General features: G+C 70.8%; 18 protein-coding genes. 9 read left to right on the forward strand and 9 right to left on the reverse strand.

The genetic code is table 11. The features are described from left to right. Nucleotides 1-94 precede the first annotated feature (94 nt). The 3 genes from ACWD5F_RS29885 to ACWD5F_RS29895 are packed head-to-tail and all read left to right on the forward strand — an operon-like array spanning nt 95 to nt 3,554. Nucleotides 95-1,663: a bifunctional 3-(3-hydroxy-phenyl)propionate/3-hydroxycinnamic acid hydroxylase gene (locus ACWD5F_RS29885; RefSeq protein ID WP_451259004.1), complete on the forward strand. Its 1,569-nt coding sequence runs from the start codon at nt 95-97 to the stop codon at nt 1,661-1,663. Between the two features lie 8 nt (nt 1,664-1,671). Next, nucleotides 1,672-2,544 (forward strand): alpha/beta fold hydrolase, encoded by an 873-nt coding sequence (locus ACWD5F_RS29890; RefSeq protein WP_451259006.1) that lies wholly within the window; start codon nt 1,672-1,674, stop codon nt 2,542-2,544. Beyond that, nucleotides 2,541-3,554, forward strand: coding sequence for a VOC family protein (locus tag ACWD5F_RS29895; RefSeq protein WP_451259008.1), 1,014 nt, complete (start codon nt 2,541-2,543; stop codon nt 3,552-3,554). The genes ACWD5F_RS29890 and ACWD5F_RS29895 overlap by 4 nt, the downstream gene beginning before the upstream one ends. A 15-nt stretch (nt 3,555-3,569) precedes the next feature. Here ACWD5F_RS29895 and ACWD5F_RS29900 read toward each other — a convergent pair whose 3' ends face one another. The 6 genes from ACWD5F_RS29900 to ACWD5F_RS29925 form a co-directional block, all read right to left on the reverse strand. Next, entirely contained in the window at nt 3,570-4,166 is a 597-nt protein-coding gene (locus ACWD5F_RS29900) for a helix-turn-helix domain-containing protein (protein WP_401717633.1), read from the reverse strand. An 84-nt stretch (nt 4,167-4,250) separates the two neighbouring features. Next, a complete protein-coding gene (locus tag ACWD5F_RS29905) occupies nt 4,251-4,958 on the reverse strand; it encodes an alpha/beta fold hydrolase (protein WP_451259010.1) in 708 nt (235 codons plus the stop codon). Between the two features lie 155 nt (nt 4,959-5,113). Beyond that, nucleotides 5,114-6,406, reverse strand: coding sequence for a dihydrolipoamide acetyltransferase family protein (locus ACWD5F_RS29910; RefSeq protein WP_451259012.1), 1,293 nt, complete (start codon nt 6,404-6,406; stop codon nt 5,114-5,116). A 15-nt stretch (nt 6,407-6,421) separates the two neighbouring features. Then, a complete protein-coding gene (locus tag ACWD5F_RS29915) occupies nt 6,422-7,378 on the reverse strand; it encodes an alpha-ketoacid dehydrogenase subunit beta (protein WP_451259517.1) in 957 nt (318 codons plus the stop codon). Between the two features lie 8 nt (nt 7,379-7,386). Further along, nucleotides 7,387-8,523 carry a thiamine pyrophosphate-dependent dehydrogenase E1 component subunit alpha gene (locus ACWD5F_RS29920; RefSeq protein ID WP_451259015.1) on the reverse strand — a complete coding sequence of 379 codons (1,137 nt, stop codon included), beginning with the start codon at nt 8,521-8,523 and terminating at the stop codon, nt 7,387-7,389. Between the two features lie 82 nt (nt 8,524-8,605). Continuing rightward, nucleotides 8,606-9,757 (reverse strand): acyl-CoA dehydrogenase family protein, encoded by a 1,152-nt coding sequence (locus tag ACWD5F_RS29925; protein WP_451259017.1) that lies wholly within the window; start codon nt 9,755-9,757, stop codon nt 8,606-8,608. Nucleotides 9,758-9,938: 181 nt separating this feature from the next. Here ACWD5F_RS29925 and ACWD5F_RS29930 point away from each other — a divergent pair, with 181 nt between their 5' ends. The 3 genes from ACWD5F_RS29930 to ACWD5F_RS29940 all read left to right on the forward strand — a co-directional run bounded on the left by ACWD5F_RS29930 (nt 9,939) and on the right by ACWD5F_RS29940 (nt 13,220). Beyond that, complete coding sequence (locus ACWD5F_RS29930) at nt 9,939-10,388, forward strand: Lrp/AsnC family transcriptional regulator (RefSeq protein ID WP_450356909.1); 450 nt, start codon at nt 9,939-9,941, stop codon at nt 10,386-10,388. Between the two features lie 154 nt (nt 10,389-10,542). Then, nucleotides 10,543-11,349, forward strand: coding sequence for a class II aldolase/adducin family protein (locus ACWD5F_RS29935; RefSeq protein ID WP_451259019.1), 807 nt, complete (start codon nt 10,543-10,545; stop codon nt 11,347-11,349). A 251-nt stretch (nt 11,350-11,600) separates the two neighbouring features. Beyond that, nucleotides 11,601-13,220 carry a purple acid phosphatase family protein gene (locus tag ACWD5F_RS29940; protein ID WP_451259021.1) on the forward strand — a complete coding sequence of 540 codons (1,620 nt, stop codon included), beginning with the start codon at nt 11,601-11,603 and terminating at the stop codon, nt 13,218-13,220. A 4-nt stretch (nt 13,221-13,224) separates the two neighbouring features. Here ACWD5F_RS29940 and ACWD5F_RS29945 read toward each other — a convergent pair whose 3' ends face one another. Next, nucleotides 13,225-14,076 (reverse strand): helix-turn-helix domain-containing protein, encoded by an 852-nt coding sequence (locus ACWD5F_RS29945; RefSeq protein ID WP_451259023.1) that lies wholly within the window; start codon nt 14,074-14,076, stop codon nt 13,225-13,227. Nucleotides 14,077-14,268: 192 nt separating this feature from the next. Here ACWD5F_RS29945 and ACWD5F_RS29950 point away from each other — a divergent pair, with 192 nt between their 5' ends. After that, the gene (locus ACWD5F_RS29950; RefSeq protein WP_451259025.1) at nt 14,269-14,994 is read left to right on the forward strand and encodes an alpha/beta fold hydrolase; all 726 of its coding nucleotides are present in this window, start codon (nt 14,269-14,271) and stop codon (nt 14,992-14,994) included. 65 nt (nt 14,995-15,059) lie between these two features. On the opposite strand, the gene ACWD5F_RS29955 is transcribed toward ACWD5F_RS29950, so the two are convergent. Both ACWD5F_RS29955 and ACWD5F_RS29960 read right to left on the reverse strand, forming a co-directional pair. Beyond that, the gene (locus tag ACWD5F_RS29955) at nt 15,060-16,061 is read right to left on the reverse strand and encodes a LacI family DNA-binding transcriptional regulator (protein WP_451259027.1); all 1,002 of its coding nucleotides are present in this window, start codon (nt 16,059-16,061) and stop codon (nt 15,060-15,062) included. Between the two features lie 72 nt (nt 16,062-16,133). Beyond that, entirely contained in the window at nt 16,134-17,477 is a 1,344-nt protein-coding gene (locus tag ACWD5F_RS29960) for a GH1 family beta-glucosidase (protein WP_451259029.1), read from the reverse strand. A gap of 315 nt (nt 17,478-17,792) precedes the next feature. Between ACWD5F_RS29960 and ACWD5F_RS29965 the strand changes: the two genes are divergently transcribed. Both ACWD5F_RS29965 and ACWD5F_RS29970 read left to right on the forward strand, forming a co-directional pair. Next, a complete protein-coding gene (locus ACWD5F_RS29965) occupies nt 17,793-20,045 on the forward strand; it encodes a glycoside hydrolase family 9 protein (RefSeq protein WP_451259031.1) in 2,253 nt (750 codons plus the stop codon). Between the two features lie 15 nt (nt 20,046-20,060). Next, nucleotides 20,061-21,080 (forward strand): glycoside hydrolase family 6 protein, encoded by a 1,020-nt coding sequence (locus tag ACWD5F_RS29970; protein WP_451259033.1) that lies wholly within the window; start codon nt 20,061-20,063, stop codon nt 21,078-21,080. The last annotated feature ends 6 nt before the right edge of the window (nt 21,081-21,086 follow it).

Genomic DNA, 21,086 nt, shown 5'->3' on the forward strand with positions numbered 1-21,086 from the left:
CTGGCGACGAGCTTACCGTATCGACCACTCCAATTGGAGTGAGCGTTACAGCAACGAGCCGCGGCAGTACAGCACGACCACAGTGAGGTGGCTGATGGACACAGACGGTGCCTACGACGTGGCGGTGATCGGCTACGGCCCCACGGGCGTCACCGCCGCGAACCTGCTCGGGGCGACGGGCCTGCGGGTGGTCGTCGTGGAGCGGGACGCCGAGGTCCACTCCCGAGCGCGGGCGATCTCCACTGACGAGGAGGTCGTACGGATCTGGCAGCGCGCGGGCCTCGCCGAGCGGCTGAAGCAGGACATGCTGGCCGAGCGGCCGGTCGACTTCGTGGACGCCCGGGGCCGGTCCTTCCTCAGCGCCCGCCCCACACCGCGCGGCCACGGCCATCCGCCGCAGATGTTCATCTACCAGCCGGCGTTGGAGCAGGTCCTGCGCGAGGGCGTCGACCGCTACCCGAACGTGGAGGTGCTGCTGCGGCACGAGTGCCTGCGGCTGCGCCAGGACGCCGACGGCGTCGAGCTGACCGTGGTCTCCACCGACGACGACTCGGTACGACGGATCCGCGCCGCCTACGTCATCGCGGCCGACGGCGGCTCCAGCCTCACCCGCGCCCAGTTGAACGTCGGGTACGAGGGACGGACGTACGAGGACCGCTGGGTCGTCATCGACACCGAGATGCTGAAGCCGTGGCCCGGCCACGACCGGCTGCGGTTCCGCTGCGACCCGGCCCGGCCCGCGGTGGACTGTCCGACCCCGCTCGGCCACCACCGCTGGGAGTTCCCGATCCTGCCGGGCGACGACGAGAGGCAGTTGACGACCGACGAGGCGATCCACCGGCTGCTCGCGCGGTACGGGATCGGCAGGGACGACGTCAGGATCCAACGGGCCGCGGTCTACAGCCATCACGTCCGCTTCGCCGACCGCTTCCGGGTGGGCCGGGTCTTCCTCGCGGGCGACGCCGCGCACGCCATGCCGCCGTGGATCGGACAGGGGATGGCGGCCGGGGTGCGCGACGCGGCCAACCTGTGCTGGAAGCTCGACGCGGTGCTGCGGGGCGAGTTGGGCGCGGACGTGCTCGACAGCTACGAGGCCGAGCGGAAGCCGCATGTCAAAGAGGTCACCAGGAGAGCGGTGTTCGTCGGCCGGGTCATCACCGAGCGGCGGCGGGCGGTGGCGGCCGCGCGCGACAACGGGCTGCGCGTCCTCGGACGGGTGCCCGGCTTCGGCGACCGGTTGCAGGACTCCCAGTGGATACCCGTCGCGCGCTACGCGGCCGGCTTCCAGGCCCGGCCGCGCACCAAGGCGTCCGGCAGCCAGATCCCCCAGCCCTGGGTGACCGCACCCGACGGAACACGCGTCCGGCTGGACGACGTACTAGCCGGCCGTTGGCTGCTGCTGCACGCGCGCACCGCCACGGCCCAACCCCGCTGGAACATCCCCGCGTTGACCGTCACGCCCGCCGGATCCCGCCCCGCCGAGGGCACGGTCGTCGACAGCGACGGCGTGCTGCTGCCCTGGCTGACCGAGCACCGCGCGACCGTCCTCGCCCTGCGCCCGGACGGCTACGTCTACGCGGCGGCACCCGCGGGAGCCCAACTCCCGCCCCCGCCGGCCGGGTTCACCCCGGCACCCCTTACTACGGTCACGACCACGGGATGAGGACCGCCATGACCACGCACACCGAACTGCCCACCATGCAGGAGTACGTGCTCGACGTCTCCGGCAAGGAGATCTTCGTCGCCGAGACCGGTGACGGCCCACCCGTGGTGCTGCTGCACGGCGGTGGACCGGGCGCCTCCGGGGTCGCCAACTATGCGCGCAACATCGCGGAGTTGGCGAAGACGTACCGGGTGATCGTGCCCGACCTGCCCGGCTACGGCCGCAGCACCAAGGGCGTCGACGCCGCCGACCCCTTCGGACACCTGGCCGACGCGCTACGCGGTGCGCTGGACCGACTCGGCCTGGACCGCCCCCACTTGGTCGGCAACTCCTACGGTGGCGCCTGCGCGCTGCGGCTCGCCCTGGACACTCCCGACCGGGTCGACCGTATGGTCCTGATGGGTCCCGGCGGTATCGGCACCACCCGCTCGCTGCCCACGCCGGGCCTGCGCAGCCTCCTCAACTACTACTCGGGGGACGGCCCTTCGCGGCCGAAACTGGAGAAGTTCATCCGGCAGTACCTCGTCTTCAACGCGGCCGACGTGCCCGACAGCGTCATCGACGCGCGCTACCGGGACAGCATCGACCCGGAGGTCGTCGCGGCACCGCCGCTGACCCGCCCGTCGGGCCCGAACGCGCTGCGGACGCTGTGGAGGATGGACTTCACGCGCGACGAACGCCTGTCCCGGCTGCCCGTGCCCACCCTGGTCCTGTGGGGTGCCGCCGACCAGGTCAACCGGCCCTCCGGCGGCCGCATGCTGGCGGAGCGGCTGCCCAACTGCGATCTCTATCTGGTCGCCAACACGGGCCACTGGGTGCAGTTCGAGCGTGCCGACCTGTTCAACCGCGTGTGCGCCGACTTCCTGGCGGGCCGACGATGAGCGCCCCTGGACAGGCGTCCGTCTTCGGCGCGGTCCACCTCGGCTACCTCGTCGTGGAGACCCAACGCCTCACGGACTGGCGCCGCTTCGGCACCGACGCCATCGGCATGCACCACGACGCCCTCGACAGCGGCCTGATGCGGTTCCGCCTCGACGACCAGGAGTGCCGTTTCCTGCTGCGGCGCGGGCCGGCCGAGGACGTCGTCGCCACCGGCTGGCACATCGACGACCACGTCAGCTTCGAGCGGATCGAGGCACGGATCCGGGCCCATGGCGTTCCCGTCACCCAAGGGACCGCGGAGGAGGCGCAGTTGAGGGGTGTCGAACGCCTGCTGCGCTTCCCCGGTCCGAAGGGCATCGCCCAGGAGATCTACACGACCCCGCTGACCTCGCCCGAGCCGCTGCGCATGCTCGCGTCCGGCTTCGTCACCGGCGACTCCGGCATGGGGCACATCGCGCTGACGTCCACCCGACCGGAGCGGATCCGCGGCTACTTCACCACCGTCTTCGACGCTCGCTTGACCGATTACATCGACGAGACGATCAGTGGCGCCAAGATCCGGATCCGCTTCCTGCGTGTCAACGAACGCCACCACTCCATCGCGGTGGCCGCGCTCAAGGGACTGCCCGTCGACCCGGTCCGCACCCGCGTCCAGCACCTCAACATCCAGGCGGCCACCCTCGACGACGTGGCCCGCAGCTACCAGCGGGTGCACGAACTCGGCTTCGACATGGCCCTGTCCGTCGGCCGGCACACCAACGACAAGGAGCTGTCGTACTACGCCGTCACCCCGTCGGGCTTCGAATGGGAGGTCGGCTGGAACCCGGTCGTCGTCGACGAGTCCACCTGGCAGCCAAGTACCCACCAGGGCATCAGCATCTGGGGCCACACGCCGGTCGGGCAGACCATCGTCGACAGACTCGCCCAGTTCCGCCTAGGCGCCCGCTCTCTCGCGCGCACCGAGGAGACCGTCAGCGCGCTGAGCGGCATCGGCGTACCGGACGACTGAGTGGCACCGGCGTGATCAGCCGGCCGCGCCGCGTCGGGACGCGGGGATGGGGTGGCGCATAGGGACGGTCGCGGCCGTGGACGCGATCAGGACGGTGGCGTCGGCATCCTCGTCGTTGAGGACACGGTGCTCCTTCGACGAGTCGAAGTGCACCGAGTCGCCCGCCGCCAGGTCCAGCGACCTGCCGGAGATGTCGAGCGTGATCGCCCCCGACAGCACGTGCAGCCACTCCTCGCCGACGTGCTTGGCCATCTTGGTGTGCTTGCCGGACTCCAGCACCACCCGGATCACGGACATCGTCTCGCGCGGTCCGCTCAGGACCGTGTACCGGCCGTCCTGGCCGTCGCGGGTCATCGCCGCGTCGGCGCGCACCAGATGGAAGTCGTCCGCGTCCGGTTCCTGCACCAACTCGCTGATGGAGACGCCGTAGACGCGGGCGATCTGGAGCAGGCTCCCGATGGACGGCTTGCGCAGCCCCTTCTCCAGGCGCGACAGGTGCGCCGACGAGATGCCCGTCTGCTCGGCCAGCGTCGTCAGGGTGATGCCACGCTCGCTGCGCAGGTCCTTGAGGCGCTGGGCCACCCAGAGATCCGCGTCGTCCTCGATCGACATTTCGGCACGATAACACGCCTGTGAGGCAATTCGGCGCGCCTGTCGGGTACGGTCGGTCGGCGGCTGTCCTCCGTCTGTCGGCCGTCAATCCGCCGCCGGGACCAGGGCCAGCAGCTCGTCCGCGAGCGTCCGCGGCTCGGTCAGCAGGCCGATGTGGTTGATCCCGGTCAGGCCGACGACCCGGAACCCGCGACTCTGTGCGGAGGGGATCAGGTCCGCGAAGAAACCCTGATCGGCACAGTGGAGGTAGCTGACCGGTTTCGCGGCGAGCACCTGTTCGCTGCCCGGTCCGAGCGGTTCCTGGTGGGTGCGCAGGGGCATCGGCGTCAGCCTGCCGGCCAGCCAGGCGGCGCCCTCCTCGTCCGCGCCGAGAAGGGTGGGATCCAGCGGTGCCACCTCCCACTCCACCGGCGCGGGCGTCTCGGCGAACGCCTTCTCCAGCCAGGGCACCAGGGAGAACGCCGAGTCACCGGTCGTCGGCGAGAACGCGTCCGCGTACACCACCTGCCCGACACGGTCGGGGACGAGCGCGGCCGCCCCCGTGATGACCATTCCGCCGTAGCTGTGCCCGACCAGGATCGCGTCCTCGACGCGGTCGAAGGTCAGCAGCTCGGCGATGTCCTGGGCGTGGAGGCTCACCCCGACGTCCGGCGTGGAGAGATGGTGCCGTTCGGCGAGACCGGTGAGGGTGGGCGTCAGCACGGTGCGGCCCGCCTCCTCCAGCAGCGGCCGCAGCCGGTCCCAGACCCAGCCGCCGCCCCACGAACCGTGCACGAGTACGAAGGTCGCCATCGCTTCCACTCTCCCTGAGGTCCGACCCGGGCTTCGACGGCCCGAGGTCCCACGACCGCGCGGCCGATGCGTACAGGATCGTGGGCAGACTCCACCCGGGTCAACCTGATAGGCAAGTTTTATTGCCTGCTAGGCTTGGTTGGTCTGAGGTGCGCCTACAGCAGAGCCAGCCCCGGCTCGTGCAGCACGGCCGCCACATCCGCCAGCAGCTCGGACCCCTGCTTGCCGTCCATGAGCCGGTGGTCGAACGAGAGCGCCAGTTGGGTGACCCAGCGCGGTTCGATGCGCTCCTCGCCGCGGTCGTCCTGGACCACCCAGGGCATACGGCGGATGGCGCCCACGGCGAGGATGGCGGCCTCGCCCGGGTTCAGGATCGGGGTGCCGGTGTCGACGCCGAAGACGCCGACGTTGGTCAGGGTGACCGTGCCGCCCTGCATGGCTTGCGGAGACGTGCGGCCGGAGCGGGCCGTGGCGGTCAACTCCGCGAGCGCGTCCGCGAGGTCCCGCAGCGACATCCGGTCCGCGTTCTTGATGTTCGGCACGACCAGACCGCGGTCCGTGGCCGCCGCGACCCCGAGATTGACGTAGTGCTTCAGCACGATCTCCTGCGGGTCCTCGTCCCAACTGCTGTTCGCCTCGGGGGTCTTGGCCAGGCCGATCAGGAGAGCGCGGGCGAAGAAGAGCAAGGGAGTGACCCGTACGTCCCGGAACTCCCGCCTGCCCGCGACGAGTTCGCGCAGCCGCATCGTGGCGGTCACGTCGACCGTGATGAACTCGGTGACATGCGGTGCGGTGAACGCCGAGGCGACCATGGCGGCGGCCGTGTGCTTGCGCACTCCTCGGACGGGGACGCGGGTCTCGGCGGCGGGCTCGGTTGCGATGGGTGCCGTTGGTGCCGTTGGCGTGCGTTCGGCGGCCCGGTGGACGTCGTCGCGGGTGACGGTTCCGCCGGGGCCGGTGGGGGAGACGGTGGCGAGGTCGACTCCGAGGTCCTTGGCGAGCTTGCGTACGGGGGGTTTGGCGGCGGTTCGGGTGACGGCGGCTCGGGTGACGGCGCCGTTCGCCGGCCCGGCTTCCGGAGGCGTGGCCGGGGGAGCGGTGACGGGCGTGCCGCGCCGACGTCGGGTGCTCTGCTCCTGCGGCCCGTATCCGACCAGGAGCGCCGCCTGTTCCGGGTCCGACTGCTGCTGCGCGGGCGCCACCGATGCGGAGCCGATCGTGATGAGGGGCTTGCCGACGTCGAGCGAGTCGCCCACCTCGGCGTGCAGGGCGATCACCACACCGGCGTACGGCGAAGGGAGTTCGACCACGGCCTTGGCCGTCTCCACCTCGACGAGGACCTGGTTGACCTCGACGGTGTCGCCGGGCTGGACCGACCAGGTGACGATCTCCGCCTCTGTCAGGCCTTCGCCGACGTCGGGGAGCAGGAACTGCTGCGGGTTCGACACGGTGACGGACCCTTCCTAGTAACTCAGGCTGCGGTCGATGGCGTTGAGGATCCGGTCGACACCGGGGAGCCAGTCCGACTCCAGCCGGCTCGGCGGGTAGGGGGTGTCGTACCCGGTCACGCGCACGACGGGTGCTTCGAGGTGGTAGAACTCCTCGTCCTGGAGCCGGGCGGCGGCCTCCGCGCCGAACCCGTGGGAGCGGGCGGCCTCGTGGACGACGACGGCCCGGCCGGTGCGCCGCACGGACGCGCGGACGGTGGCGGTGTCCCACGGGGAGAGGCTGCGCAGGTCCACGACCTCCACGCTGCGCCCCTCCTCGGCCGCCGCGTCGGCCGCCTTGAGCGCGACGGGGACGGTGGGCCCGTAGGCGATGAGGGTCACGTCGGTTCCGGCGCGTCGGATCTCGGCCCGGTGCAGGGGGAGTTGGACGTCCAGGCCGACCTCGCCCTTGGCCCAGTAGTGCCGCTTGGGTTCGAGGAACACCACGGGGTCGTCGTCGCTCACCGCCTGCCGGATCATGTGGAAGGCGTCGTGCGGCGAGGAGCAGGTGACGACTTTCAGGCCGGCCGTGTGGGCGAAGTAGGTCTCCGGCGACTCCGAGTGGTGCTCGATCGAGCCGATGCCACCGCCGTACGGGATACGGATCGTCACGGGCATGGACAGCAACCCCGCCGAGCGGTGCCGGAGTTTGGCGAGCTGGCTGACGATCTGGTTGACGGCCGGATAGACGAAACCGTCGAACTGGATCTCGCAGACCGGCCGGTAGCCGCGCATCGCCAGACCGATGGCGGCGCCGACGATGCCCGCCTCGCCCAGCGGGGTGTCGAGCACTCTCAGGTCGCCGAACTCCTTGCGTAGCCCGTCCGTCACGCGGAACACGCCTCCGAGCCGGCCGATGTCCTCACCCATGAGGAGCACTTTGGGATCGTCGCGCAGGGCCTGGCGCAGGCCGTCGTTGAGGGCTTTCACCATGGACACGGTCACCGTGGTCCTCCGTCCTGCTGCCCGAGGGCGACGAACTCCAGGTGGTCGTCGAGCTGTTGGCGCAGTTCGGCCGGCATCTCCGCGTACGCGTGCTCGAAGGGGGCGGCCGGATCCGGTTCGGGCAGGGCACGGCAGCCGGCGCGCAGCCGATCGGCCAGTTCGCGCTCGCGCTGGTCGACACCCGCGAAGTACTCCTCGTCCACGGCACCCACCGACACCATGTGGGCGCGGAGCCGGGCCAACGGGTCACGCGCGGCCCAGTCCTCGGTCTCGGCGGCGTCGCGGTACCGGTTCGCGTCGTCGGCCGTGGTGTGCGCGTTGATCCGGTAGGTGACCGCCTCGATCAGCGTCGGACCGCCGCCCGAACGGGCCCGCTGGAGCGCCTGCCGGGTGGCGGCCAGACAGGCGAGTACGTCGTTGCCGTCGACCCGTATACCGGGAAAGCCGTACCCGGCCGCGCGCCGGGCCGCCGGGACCGGGCTCTGCACGCTGTAGGGCGCGGAGATCGCCCACTGGTTGTTCTGGCAGAAGAAGACCACCGGCAGACTCTGCGCGGCCGCCCAGACGAACGCCTCGTTCGTCTCGCCCTCGCTGAGCGCGCCGTCACCGAGGAACGCCAGCACCGCCGTGTCGCGATCGGCCCGCCCCGAGCCGGTGCGGTCGTCCCGGAACAGGCCCATCGCGTACCCCACGGCGTGCAGGGTCTGGGCCCCGATCACCAGCGTGTACAGATTGAAGCGCTGGGCGTACGGGTCCCAACCGCCCAGCGTGGTGCCCCGGAAGAGCCCCAGCAGGGACACCGGGTCCAGGCCGCGGCACCAGGCCACACCGTGTTCGCGGTAGGTCGGGAAGACCATGTCCTGGCCGCGCAGTGCGTGCGCCGCGCCGATCTGCGCCGCCTCCTGACCGCGCAGCGACGGCCACAGCCCCAACTCGCCCTGCCGTTGCAGGGCGATGGCCTCGGTGTCCAGGCGCCGGGTGAGCGCCATGTCGCGGTACAGGGCGGGGAGATCGACGGTCGCGGGATCCAACTCCAGCCGGGGATCGGTGCGGAGCGCTCCCGCGGGGTCCAGGAGTTGCAACGGCGGGTCGGCGGACGCCACTTCGGGATCCGGGTGTTCGGGGTGTGCCATGTGAGGTCTCTTTCCGGGAGTGCTCTGCGTCGGACGGGTCACCGGAACGGGCGCCGGCTCACTCACCGGCTCACGCACCGGTTCACTCACCGGCCAGATGCCGGCTGATCACCAACCGCTGGATCTGGTTGGTGCCTTCGAAGATCTGGGTGATCTTGGCTTCCCGCATATAGCGCTCCACCGGGTGCTCCCGGACGTACCCCGCCCCGCCGAGCACCTGCACCGCGTCCGTGGTCACCGACATGGCCGTGTCCGAAGCGATCAGCTTGGCGATGCTCGCCTGCCGGCTGTACGGCTGCCCGGCGTCCTTGCGGCGGGCGGCGGCCAGATACGTGGCCCGGGCGGCCTCGGTCCGCGCGGCCATGTCGGCCAGCAGGAAGCCCACCCCCTGGTGCTCGATGATCGAGCGCCCGAACGTCCGCCGCTCACGGGCGTATCCGACGGCGTGGTTCAGCGCGGCCTGCGCGATCCCCACGGCCACGGCGGCGATGCCGAGCCGGCCGGCGTCGAGTGCGGACAGGGCGATCTGCAGCCCCTGCCCGGGCTCACCGATCAGCCGGTCGGCGGGGATCGCCACGTCGTCGAAGTGCATGACCGCCGTCGTCGAACTGCGCAGGCCCATCTTGCGTTCCGGGGCGCCCGCGCTGAGCCCGGGGGCGGTGGCGTCGACCAGGAAGCAGGAGATCCCGCGCCGGGCGTCCGGCGAGGTCCGGAGGAACACGGTGTAGAAGTCCGCCTGTCCGCCATGGGTGACCCAGGCCTTGGTGCCCCGGGCCAGCCAGCGGTCCCCGTCCTTGTCCTCGTCGGCGACCGCGCGCAGAGCCGCGGGATCGGAGCCCGCGTGTTCCTCCGACAGGCAGTAGGCCCCGAGGGCCACACCGCTCAGCTGCCAGGGCAGCAACTCCTCGTGCTGCGCCGCCGACCCGAAGGCCGCGACCGGGTGGCAGGACAGGATGTGCACGCTGACCCCGACCGCCACGGCGGCCCACCGCGCGGCCAGTTCTTCGAGGACCTGGAGATGGACGACGTAGGGCTGGCCGCCGCCGCCCGCGTCCTCGCTGTAGGGCAGCGTCAGCAGTCCGGCCTCGCCGAGCAGGCCGAACACCTCGCGCGGGAAGCGTTCCGTCTCCTCGAACTCGGCCGCGCGGGGCGCGAGTTCACGGTCCGCGATGTCGATCGTCAGCTCCAGCAGCTCGCGGGCTTCGCTGGAGGGCAGTTCGCGCTCAACCTTCACCGCTGGGCCCCTTGTCTTCTGCCCCCGTCGTCCGGGGGTCGGCTGCGGGCGGATGCAGACAGTGGAGCCCGCGCTCCGAGGGCATTGCAATTAAGTGGCGGACATCTTGCGCACGACGCAAGGAACTCCGACGATGAAGCGACTTCAAGCAAAGAACCTGCACCTATGACCGAGGTGGCACATGAAAGACACGGAGCTGATCGACGGCGTCGACCGGGCCATCCTCGACCTGCTCGTGGAGGACGGCCGCCGGACCATGACCGAGATCGCCGACCGTGTAGGGCTGTCGCCGTCGGCGGTCAAGCGGCGGGTCGACCGGCTGGAACGGGTCGGGGTGATCTCCGGCTACACCGTCCTGCTCGACCACGGCAAGCTCGGCACCAGCCTGGAGGCCTTCGTCGAGCTCCGGTTCGCCGGGGACGTCAAGGTCGAGACGATCGCCATGGCCGCCGCCAGCGTCGCGGAGGCCCAGGAGGTGTTCACGGTGGCCGGTGACCCCGACGCCCTGGTGCGTGTCCGGGTCACCAACGTCCAGCACCTGCGTGACGTCATCGACCGGCTTCGGCGTACGGGCGCGGTGATCGGCACGAAGACGCTGATGGTGCTGGGCACCTGGCGGCGGGGGGACTGACTCGCCGGCGTCCTGTGAGCCGGCGTCCTGTGAGTGGCGTGTCGAGTTGCCCAGTAGGCAAGTCCTGTTGCCTGGGAGGTTGACGCGTGGAGGGAGATGGTTGCAGTCTGAACGGAACTTCACTTCACTTCGGCGCATGGGAGGGCGGGACTCGATGGCCGTCACCGCTGACAGCAGCACAACGAACACGGAAGACGTCCAGGAGCTGGACATCCCCCAGCTCGCGGAGGCGCAGGACAGCGTCGAGGCCGAGCGGGCGCACCGGAAGCGGCAGCTCGCGGTGGCGTTCCGGATCTTCGCCCGCTACGGCTACGACGAGGGGATCGCGGGGCACATCACCGCGCGGGATCCGGAGTTCCCGGACCGGTTCTGGGTCAATCCGTACGCGGTCCACTTCTCCAAGATCCGGGTGAGCGACCTGCTGCTCATCGACGAGGAGGGGCGGGTGATCGAGGGGGAGCGCCGGACCAACAAGGCCGCCTTCTGGATCCACTCCTCCATCCACCACGCGCGCCCGGACGTCGTCGCGGTCTCCCACGCCCACACGATCCACGGCCGCGCCTTCGCCTCCCTGGACAAGCCGCTCGCGCCGATCGTCCAGGAGTCGTGCGCGTTCTACGACGACCACGTCCTGTTCGACGAGTACAAGGGCCTGGTCCTGGAGAAGTCCGAGGGCGAGCGGATCGCCGTCCGCCTCGGCGCTCGCCGGGCGGCCATCCTCCGCCACCACGGGCTGCTGACGGTCGGCCGGTCCGTGGAGGAGGCCGCCTGGTGGTTCATCACCATGGAACGCGCCTGCCAGATGCAGCTCCTGGCCGATGCCGCAGGCACCCCGCGCGTCATGAGCGAGGAGGAAGTGGTCCTCGCGCACCGCCAGTTCAGCAACGCGAACATGGCCCGGCACAACTTCAACCTGCTCGCCGACCTGGTCGTGGAGCAGGAGCCCGACGTCCTGAAGTAGCCGGCCCGCCCTCCCGTGAAGTAGCCGACGAGCTCTCCCGTGAAGTAGCGAACAAACCCTCCCGGCGCGCCGGTTCACCCCCGGTCGTGCCAACAGCTGGGCGACCGCTGGCAAAGGCAGGGGCAAGGTTCTCCTACCCCGCCCGTCCCACGCGGCGCAACGACCAACTGGCAACGCAACGTTCACTCAGGGGCCTTTGTGGCCCGCCAGGGTGCGGTCGTTCAGCTCAACTGCTCGTCAGGGAGGGCACCATGACCGCACATGCGGGGACATCGGACGGGTCGACCAGTACATCCGAATCTTCCGAGGGGTTCAGCCGCCGGCACGCGCTGGGCCTCCTCGGCACCGCGGGGGCCGGCGCCGCCGTCACCCCGCTGCTGGGGGCGGGCACCGCGGAGGCGGCTCCGCTCGCCGACCCGGCCTTTCACCTCACCGCCGACTCGTCCGGCGCACCCCCGGTCCAGGGGCTGCACCTGACCTTCGGGGCCGATCCGCGCACCCAGATGACGGTGTCGTGGATCACCGACAGACCCGTCTCCAAACCGCTGGTGCGCTACGGCACCCTGGAGCACGGCTTCGGCTCCAGCGCGAAGGCCCGGACCGTCACCTACGTCGACGGCACCTCCAACCGCACGGTGTACGTCCACCACGCCGCGCTCAACCGGCTCACCCCGGGCACCGACTACATCTACCTCGCCACGCACGAGGGCACGACCCCCGACAGCGGTACGTTCCGCACGGCCCCGCGCGGACGCAAGCCGCTCACCTTCACCAGCTTCGGCGACCAGTCCGCGCCGCAGGTGACCTGGGCGGCCGACGGCACGGTCGCGCTGGACGCGAACTCCACCCCGGCGACCAAGGACATCGTCACCGGCATCGAGCAGGTCGCCCCGCTCTTCCACCTGCTCAACGGCGACCTCTGCTACGCCAACCTGGACGTCGACCGGGTGCGCACCTGGAACAACTTCTTCACCAACAACACCCGTTCGGCGCGCTTCCGCCCCTGGATGCCGGCGGCCGGCAACCACGAGATCGAGAAGGCCAACGGCCCGATCGGCCTGGGCGCCTACCAGACCTACTTCGACCTCCCCTCCACCGAGACGGACGCCGAACTCGCGGGCCTCTACTACGCGTTCACGGCCGGTTCCGTCCGGGTGATCGTGCTGCAGAACGACGACAACTGTCTCCAGGACGGCGGTGACGTCTACATCAGCGGCTACTCGGGCGGACGCCAACTCGCCTTTCTGGAGAAGGAGTTGAAGGCGGCGCGGGACTCCCGTGACGTCGACTGGGTGGTCGTCGCCATGCACCAGGTGATGATCAGCTCCTCCGACGCCAACGGCGCCGACCTGGGCCTGCGCCAGAAGTACGGCCCGCTCTTCGACCGCTACGGCGTGGACCTGGTGCTGTGCGGCCACGAGCACAACTACGAGCGCTCACTGGCCGTTCGCGGTGTGGTCAACGGCAGCGAGACGCTGACCCCCAACCCGGTCTCGCATGCTACCGACTCCATCGACACCGGCCTCGGCACCGTGCACATGATCCTCGGCGGCGGAGGCGTCTCCGGCACCACCAACCAGGCCTTCTTCAAGGACGGCACCGGCAAGGTGATCACCGCAGTGTCGGCGACCCCCGGCTCCAACGGCAAGCGCACCTCCACGTACGTCAAGGAGGAGGCGGTCTGGATCGGCGTCCGGGACACCGAACACCCCTACGGCTTCGCCGCGTTCACCGTCGACCCCGGCCGCCACCCGGGCGACACCACCCGCATGCACGTCACCTACTACAACGTGAACAAGCCGCACGGCGAGCTGTCGGTCTTCGAGAACTTCACCCTCCACCGCAAGCGCTCCGACGGCCACGGCAGGTAATCGCTCAGACGGATCCGGCGCCGGCGGCTGGTGTCTGCGCGGCGGAAGCGAGCAGCGCCAGTCGGTCGGCGCTGTCGGTGCCGGGGTCCGGGTGGTAGACGACGAGCGTCTGGCCGGCCGCGCCGTCGATGCTCAGCCGCTCCCGGTTCAACCGCAACCCGCCGACCTGCGGGTGGTCGATGTACTTGGGCGCGGCCTCGCAGGCCAGTACGTCGTGCCGGGCCCAGAGCCGGCTGAACAGCGGGCTGGCGAGGGAGAGTTCGCCGACCAGCTCGATGAACCGGGGGTCGTCCGTGTCGGTGCCGACCGACTCGCGGAAGCCGGCGACCATGCCCCCGGCCGCGCCTTCCCAGTACGGGTAGAGCGCCTGTTCGGCCGGGTCGAGGAACAGGGACCGCAGCCGGTTGGCGCCCGCCGTGAAGCGCGGTGACAGCGCCGTCGCCAGGGAGTTGGCGGCGAGGACGTCGAAGTAGCGCCCCTCGACCAGCGCCGGGAGTGGAAGCGTGGCGACGAGCTTTGCGATGCCCGACGGGACCGTCTCCTTCCGCGGCCGGGGCCTGGTGCGATGCCGCCGGGGCCGGTCGGCGCCGAGCAGCAGCAGGTGCGCCGTCGCGTCCTCGTCGAGCCGCAACACGCGCGCGATGGACTCCAGGACCTGCACGGAAGGGTTGCGGTCGCGGCCCTGCTCCAGGCGCAGGTAGTAGTCGGCGCTGATACCGGCGAGCATCGCGACCTCTTCCCGGCGCAGCCCCGGCACCCGTCGTACCCCGATCACGGGGATACCGACCTGCTCAGGGGTGACGAGCTCGCGGCGGGCGCGCACGTACTCGCCCAGCGGATTCGGTTCGTCCGGCATCTCCCCACTGTAGGTCGCGTGGTCGCGGGCCTGCCTGGTCCTGTCACCCCCAGGATCGCGGGGGCCCTGGCTCGGTCGGAGCCCGGGCGGCAGCGTGACCGGTGGCCGGCGGAGGGCGCGCCGATCAGCGGCGCCGACCACTCCCGCCACGACGAGGCGCCGGCCATCCCACCACGACGAGGAGCGACAGCCATGTCCACGTATCTACTGGTCCACGGTGCCTGGCACAGCGGACGGGCCTGGGAGCGGGTGGTCCCGCTGCTGACGGCGGCCGGACACCGGGTGCTCGCGCCGTCGCTGACCGGCCACGGCGACAAGGCGCACCTGCTCGGCCCCGAGGTCGGCCTCGACACACACGTGGACGACGTGGTCGGCCTGATCGTCGAGGAGGACCTCACCGACGTGGTTCTCGTGGGGCACAGCTATGCGGGGCTGGTCGTCTCGGTCGCGGCGAACCGAGTCCCCGAACGCATCGCGCACCTGGTCTACCTCGACGCGATGGTCCCGCGGGACGGCGAAAGCGCGGTCGACGTCATGCCCGTGACGCAGACGCTGATCGACCTCGCCGCGCGGTCCGGCACCGGCTGGCGGATTCCGCCGCTGCCCGAATTCCCGCCGCCCGGCGGCCTGTTCGGGGTCACCGACCCGGCGGACATCGCCTGGCTGCGCACGACGCTCTCGGACCAGTCGGCGCGCTGCCTCCAACAGCCGGTCCGCCTGGACAACCCCGCCGCGAACGCCGTCCCCCGGACCCACATCCACTGCGTGGGCAGCGAGCCGGAAGGCTTCGAACGGCGCCCCGTCCCCGCGACCCAGCCCAACGGCACCCCGACCCAGGTGTGGGAACTGACCGCCGGCCACGACTGCATGATCACCACGCCGGCCGAACTCACCGACCTGCTGCTCAAGCTCGCCTGACCGGCCCGCGCGCTGCTACGACGAGGTCAAGGCGCAGGTGATGCCCGCCGTGCCGAAGGACCCTGTCACGCCGATCCCCTGATCACCAGTTCCGTCGGCAGGATCAGGGGCGTCGGCTCCTCGCCGTCCAGCACGCGCACCAGCATGCGGGTCATCTCGCGGCCGAGGGCGACGATGGGCTGGTGGACCGTCGTCAGGGCCGGCTGGGTGTGCCGCGCCGTGAGGACGTCGTTGAACCCGACGACCGCGATGTCCTCGGGGACGGCCCGGCCGCGCTCGCGCAGGACTTGCAGAGCACCCGCCGCCATGGCGTCCGAGGCGACGAACACCGCGTCCAGATCGGGGTGTTCGTCGAGAAGCCGGGCGGTCGCGGTGGCGCCGCCCACCTCGCTGAAGTCGGCGTGGACCACGCGGTGGTCCGACAGACCGGCCAGTGCGACCGCCTCGCGGAAGCCCAGATAGCGGGAGACGCCCGCGTGCAGGTCCTGCGGGCCGGTGACGGTCCCGATGGCACGGCGGCCCGTCGAGATCAGATGCTCGACGGCCTGGCGGGCCCCGCCCCGGTTGTCGGCGTCCACGTACCAGCGCGGGGTCCGGTCCAGGGAGCGGCCGCCGTGCACGACGGGCACGCCCCCCGCCTCGGCCACCTTCGCCAGCGGATCGTTCTCGCGCAGGGCCAGCAGCATCACGCCGTCCGCGCCCCGGGACTGGAGGATGCGGGACAGCCGGGTCCGGCCGCGCTCGGAGGCGGCCAGGACCAGCAGCAGTTCGAGGTCCGTCTCCTCGATGACCGCGTTGACGCCGGTGATCACCTCCGCGAAGAAGAGGTTGGCGAAGAGCGCGGGGTCGTCGCTGGAGATCGCCAGCACCACCGCGCCGCGACGCTGCGAGGCGAGCGAACGCGCCGCCATGTTGGGCACGTAGCCCAGCTCCGCCACGGCACTCTCCACCGCCCGGCGCGCCTTCGTGCTCACGTGCTGCCGGTTGTTGATCACCCGCGAGACCGTCCCGACCGACACCCCGGCGCGCAGCGCCACCTCGTCGAGCGTCGGCGGCCGTCTGGTCATGTGGGGCGGCTCCTGTTCCTGCGGACGGGGCGGGCGGTAGCAGCACTGTAAGCGCGAACGGAGTCCGCGGTGTCACAGGCCGCCGCGCCGGATGACCGCCGCGTACCAGCGCGCGCTGTCCTTGGGTGTGCGGCGCTGGGTCGGGTAGTCGACGTGCACGATGCCGAAGCGGGGTGCGTAGCCGAAGGACCACTCGAAGTTGTCGAGGAGCGACCAGACGAAGTAGCCCTTGAGCGGCACGCCGAGGTCGATCGCCGCCGCGCAGGAGCGGATGTGGCCGTCCAGATAGGCCACGCGGTCCGCGTCGTGCACCCCGTCGTGCGCCACCACGTCCTCGAAGGCGGCCCCGTTCTCCGTGATGTACAGCGGCAGGGCCGGATAGTCGTCCTTGATCCGCAGGAGCAGGCGCAGCAGTCCCCCCTCGTCGATCTCCCAGCCCATCGCGGTCCGTGGCCGGCCCCCGTCGGCGACGCGGACCAACGGCGAGCCCACATAGGCGGATTGGGTCGGAGTCGCACTGCCGGCGACCAGCATCGGCGCGTAGTAGTTGATGCCGAGGTGGTCCGGCGGGGCCCCGATCCGCTTCAGGTCGCCGTCGTGGATGTGGCCGGCGTCGGTGACCTCGCGGAGGTCGTCGAGTACGTCGGCGGGGTAGGTGCCGCGCAGCAGCGGGTCGAGGAAGAGCCGGTTCTGCATGCCGTCGATGCGGCGGGCCGCGTCCAGGTCGGCGGGTTCGGTGGAGAGCGGGGTGACGTGCGTGAGGTTGAGGGTGATGCCGACGCGCGTGCCGGCGCTCCGTATCGCCTCGGCGGCCAGGCCGTGGCCGAGCAGCAGGTGGTGGGCGGCGCGTACGGCGGCGGCGGGTTCGCGGCGGCCCGGGGCGTGCCGGCCGGTGGCGTAGCCGAGGAACGCCGAGCACCAGGGCTCGTTGAGGGTGGTCCAGTGGGTGATGCGGTCGCCCAACGCGCCGTGCGCGAGAGCGGCGTACTCGGCGAACCGCTCGGCGGTGTCCCGGACCGGCCAGCCGCCGGCGTCCTCCAGCGGCTGGGGCAGGTCCCAGTGGTAGAGGGTGGGCCAGGGCTGGATGCCGTGGTCGAGGAGGGTGTCGGTGAGGCGGCGGTAGAAGTCGAGGCCGCGCCGGTCGGCCGGACCGGAGCCGGAGGGCTGGATCCGGGGCCAGGCGAGGGAGAACCGGTAGGCGCGCAGGCCGAGTTCGGCCATCAGCGCGATGTCCTCGGGGAAGCGGTGGTAGTGGTCGGCCGCGACGGCTCCGGTGTCACCGTCCCGGACGGCGCCCGAGGTGGCCGCGAAGGTGTCCCAGATGGAGGGACCCCGGCCGTCCTCCGTGACCGCGCCCTCGATCTGGTAACTCGATGTGGCGGCACCCCACAGGAAGCCGGGATCGAACGTGCTCACTGCGGTGAACCTCCGTCTGTCGAAATCCGAGAGCGATAACAGCCGGGAGTCCCATCGACCCCGACGTGCATTTCGCTTCTGAACAGGGGTAAAGCTGGGGTGACGCCACAGCTCGGCCGGTACCTGCGTGATGCTTCCCGTCGGAATTGGAAGCGCTTACAGTCGCAGAGTAGGAGCGGTGGGTTCAGTCTGTGAAGGGTCCGGACGCGGAAAAGGCTCCTGTGTGTGAAGTCTTGACAGCCTCGTCGCCCCCACCCACCATCTGGCACTGACGCCGCACCGAGCCGGGAACCCTGTCACCGAGAAGGGCCCGGTATGTACCGCAGGACCAGACTCCGCAAGCACAGATGGGGCGCGGTGTTCCTCGCGCCCGCCCTGACCGCCGCCACCCTGGCCGCGACCGCCACAATGCCCGCGCACGCCGCGGAAGCACCCTACGAACGTTTGCTCAACGGCACGTTCGACAGCGTGAAGACACCGTGGTGGAGCAGTGGCAACACGCCGTCCACCGTCGACCTGGGCCGCCTGTGCGCGAACGTCCCCGCGGGGACCGTCAACGTATGGGACTCCATGATCGGCCAGAACGACATCCCCCTGGAGGCCGGACAGCCCTACACGCTCCGCTTCACCGCGTCCGCCACCCGGGACGTGTCGATCCACGCCGTACTGCAGGTGCCCACCGCTCCGGTCACGACCACCCTGAACAAGACGGCCGCCGTCACCACCACACCCAAGACCTTCCAGTTCACCGGCACCTCCACGCGCGCCGACCTGCACGCCCAGCTCTCCTTCCAACAGGGCGGCGCCACCCAGCCGTTCACCCTCTGCCTGGACGACGTCTCGCTCACCGGCGGCGCGACACCCCCGGGCGGCGGACGCGACTTCGGCTCCCCGGTGCGGACGAACCAGTACGGCTACGCGGTCCACGGCCCCAAGAGGGCGTCCATCGTCAACTCCTCGACCGAACCGGTCCGTTGGCGCCTGCTCGACGCCTCCGGCGCGGTCGTGAAGGTCGGACGCACCCACGTCCAGGGCACGGACACCGCCTCCGGCGACCACGTGCACATCGCCGACTTCAGCTCGGTGCGCAAGGCCGGTACGGGGTACACGCTCGCGGTCGGCGACGCGACCAGCTACCCGTTCGCCATCGCGGACAACCCGTACACCTCCCTGCGCAAGGACGCGTTGGGGTACTTCTACGATGTCCGCAGCGGCACCCCCATCGAGGCCCGGTACGCGGGCGACGCCTACGCCCGGCCCGCCGGTCACATCGGCGTGGCCCCGAACAAGGGCGACACCGACGTCCCTTGTCTGCCAGGCACGTGCGACTACTCCCTGGACGTCCAGGGAGGTTGGTACGACGCCGGCGACCAGGGCAAGTACGTCGTCAACGGGGCCCTCGCGGCATGGCAGTTGATGGACTCCTACGAACGCTCCCGCGCCCAGGGCGACTCCGCAGGCCTGCGCGACGGACTGCTGAGCATCCCCGAGAACCACAACGGCGTCCCGGACGTCCTCGACGAGTCCCGCTGGGAGACGGAGTTCCTGCTGAGCATGCAGGTACCCGCGGGCGAGCCGCTGGCCGGCATGGCCCACCACAAGATCCACGACCTGGCCTGGAGTGCCCTGCCCACGCAGCCCGACCAGGACTCCGAACCCCGTTACCTGCACGCGCCGTCCACGGCCGCGACCCTCAACCTGGCCGCCGCGGGCGCCCAGTGCGCCCGGGTCTGGGCCCGATATGACGCCGGCTTCGCCCGCACCTGCCTGACCGCCGCCGAGACCGCCTGGAAGGCCGCGCTCGCCCACCCCGACGTGTACGCCCCGAGCAGCGACAGCGTCGGCGGAGGAGCGTACGCCGACACGGACGTGACCGACGAATTCTCCTGGGCGGCAACGGAGTTGTACGCCACCACGCACGACCGTGCCTATCTGTCCCGGATCGACACGAGGATGACCCCGGCCGGGTTCTCCTGGCGGGACACCGGCGCGCTCGCCGACCTCACCGTCGTCCGGCTGCCGAACCGCTTCCCCGACCGCATGGTCGCCGCCGCCCGCAAGCGGGTCCTCGCGGTCGCGGACGGGTTCGTGCGGGACGAGCGGTCGCAGGGCTACCCGAACCCCAGCCTGCCCGCCGACGGCGCCTACGCCTGGGGCTCCAACAGCGTCACCGCGAACAACGCCATGGTCATCGCGACCGCGTACGACCTCACCCACCGGGACGTCTACCGCGGCGCCGTCCTGGAGTCGCTGGACTACCTGCTCGGCCGCAACGCCCTGAACCAGTCCTTCGTCACCGGCTACGGCACCCGGTTCAGCCACAACCAGCACAACCGCATCTGGGCCCACCAGATCGACCCCAAGTTGCCGAGCCCGCCGCCCGGTTCACTGGCCGGCGGCCCCGACTCGGCCCTCCAGGACCCGGTCGCGCAGCAGAACCTGGTCGGCTGCGCCCCCGCCACCTGCTACATCGACGACATCTACTCGTACTCGACCAACGAGATCGCCATCAACTGGAACTCCGCGCTCGCCTGGGTGGCGACCTTCGCCGCGGACTCGGCCCGCTGAGAGGAAGGGATTCCCATGCGCTGGAAAGGCCTGCTCACGACCGCCTCACTCAATACCCGCTCGCTCAAGACCGCCTCACTCAAAACCGTGGCGCTCCGAACCGCCCTGATCTGTCTGCTCGTTGCGCCGCTGCCGCTCCTGTCAGCCGGTTCGGCGGCCGCCGCCAGTCCGATCTCCCTGACCAGCGGCTTCTACTCCAACCCCGACTCGGGCCCGGCCGTCTGGGTCCGGAACAACCCCTCCGACACCCGGGCCGCACGCATCCAGTCGGCCATCGCCTCGCAGCCGATCGCCCGCTGGTTCGCCGCCGAGAGCGGGGGCATCGGGCCGGCCGTCTCCAGTTACGTCGGTGCGGCCGACAGCCACGACAAACTGCCGGTCCTCGTCGCGTACAACATCCCGCTCCGGGACGCGTGCGGCGGCCACTCGTCCGGCGGCGCGGGCAGCGTGGCCGAGTACCGCACCTGGATCTCCACCTTCGCGGCGGCGGTGGGCGACCGCCCCGCCGTGGTCGTCATCGAGCCGGACGCCCTGTCGGACTTCGGCTGCCTGACGAGTGCGCAGATCAGCGACCGCCTCGCGATGCTCGCCTACGCCGCCCAGATGTTCCAGCAGAAGGCACCCAACACCTGGGCCTATCTGGACGCCGGGCACACCAACTGGGTCGCCCCCGCGACCATGGCGAGCCGACTGAGGTCCGCGGGCGTCGCCACCGTCCGCGGCTTCTCCGTGAACGTCTCGAACTTCTACACCACCTCGTCCTCGGAGACCTACGGCAACTCGATCAACTCGGCGCTCGGCGGCGGCTCCCACTTCGTCGTCGACACCAGCCGCAACGGCAACGGCTCCAACGGCGAGTGGTGCAACCCGGCCGGGCGCAGACTCGGCGTCACCGCGCGCGTGGGCGGCGCCGAGGACCTGCTGCTGTGGGTGAAGACACCGGGCAACTCCGACGGACAGTGCGGCATCGCCCCGACGGTCCCCGCCGGCCAGTTCAGTCCAGCGATCGCGGTCCGGCTCATCGACGGCACGTGATCGAGA

The organism is Streptomyces sp. NPDC002499 (genome assembly GCF_053595415.1).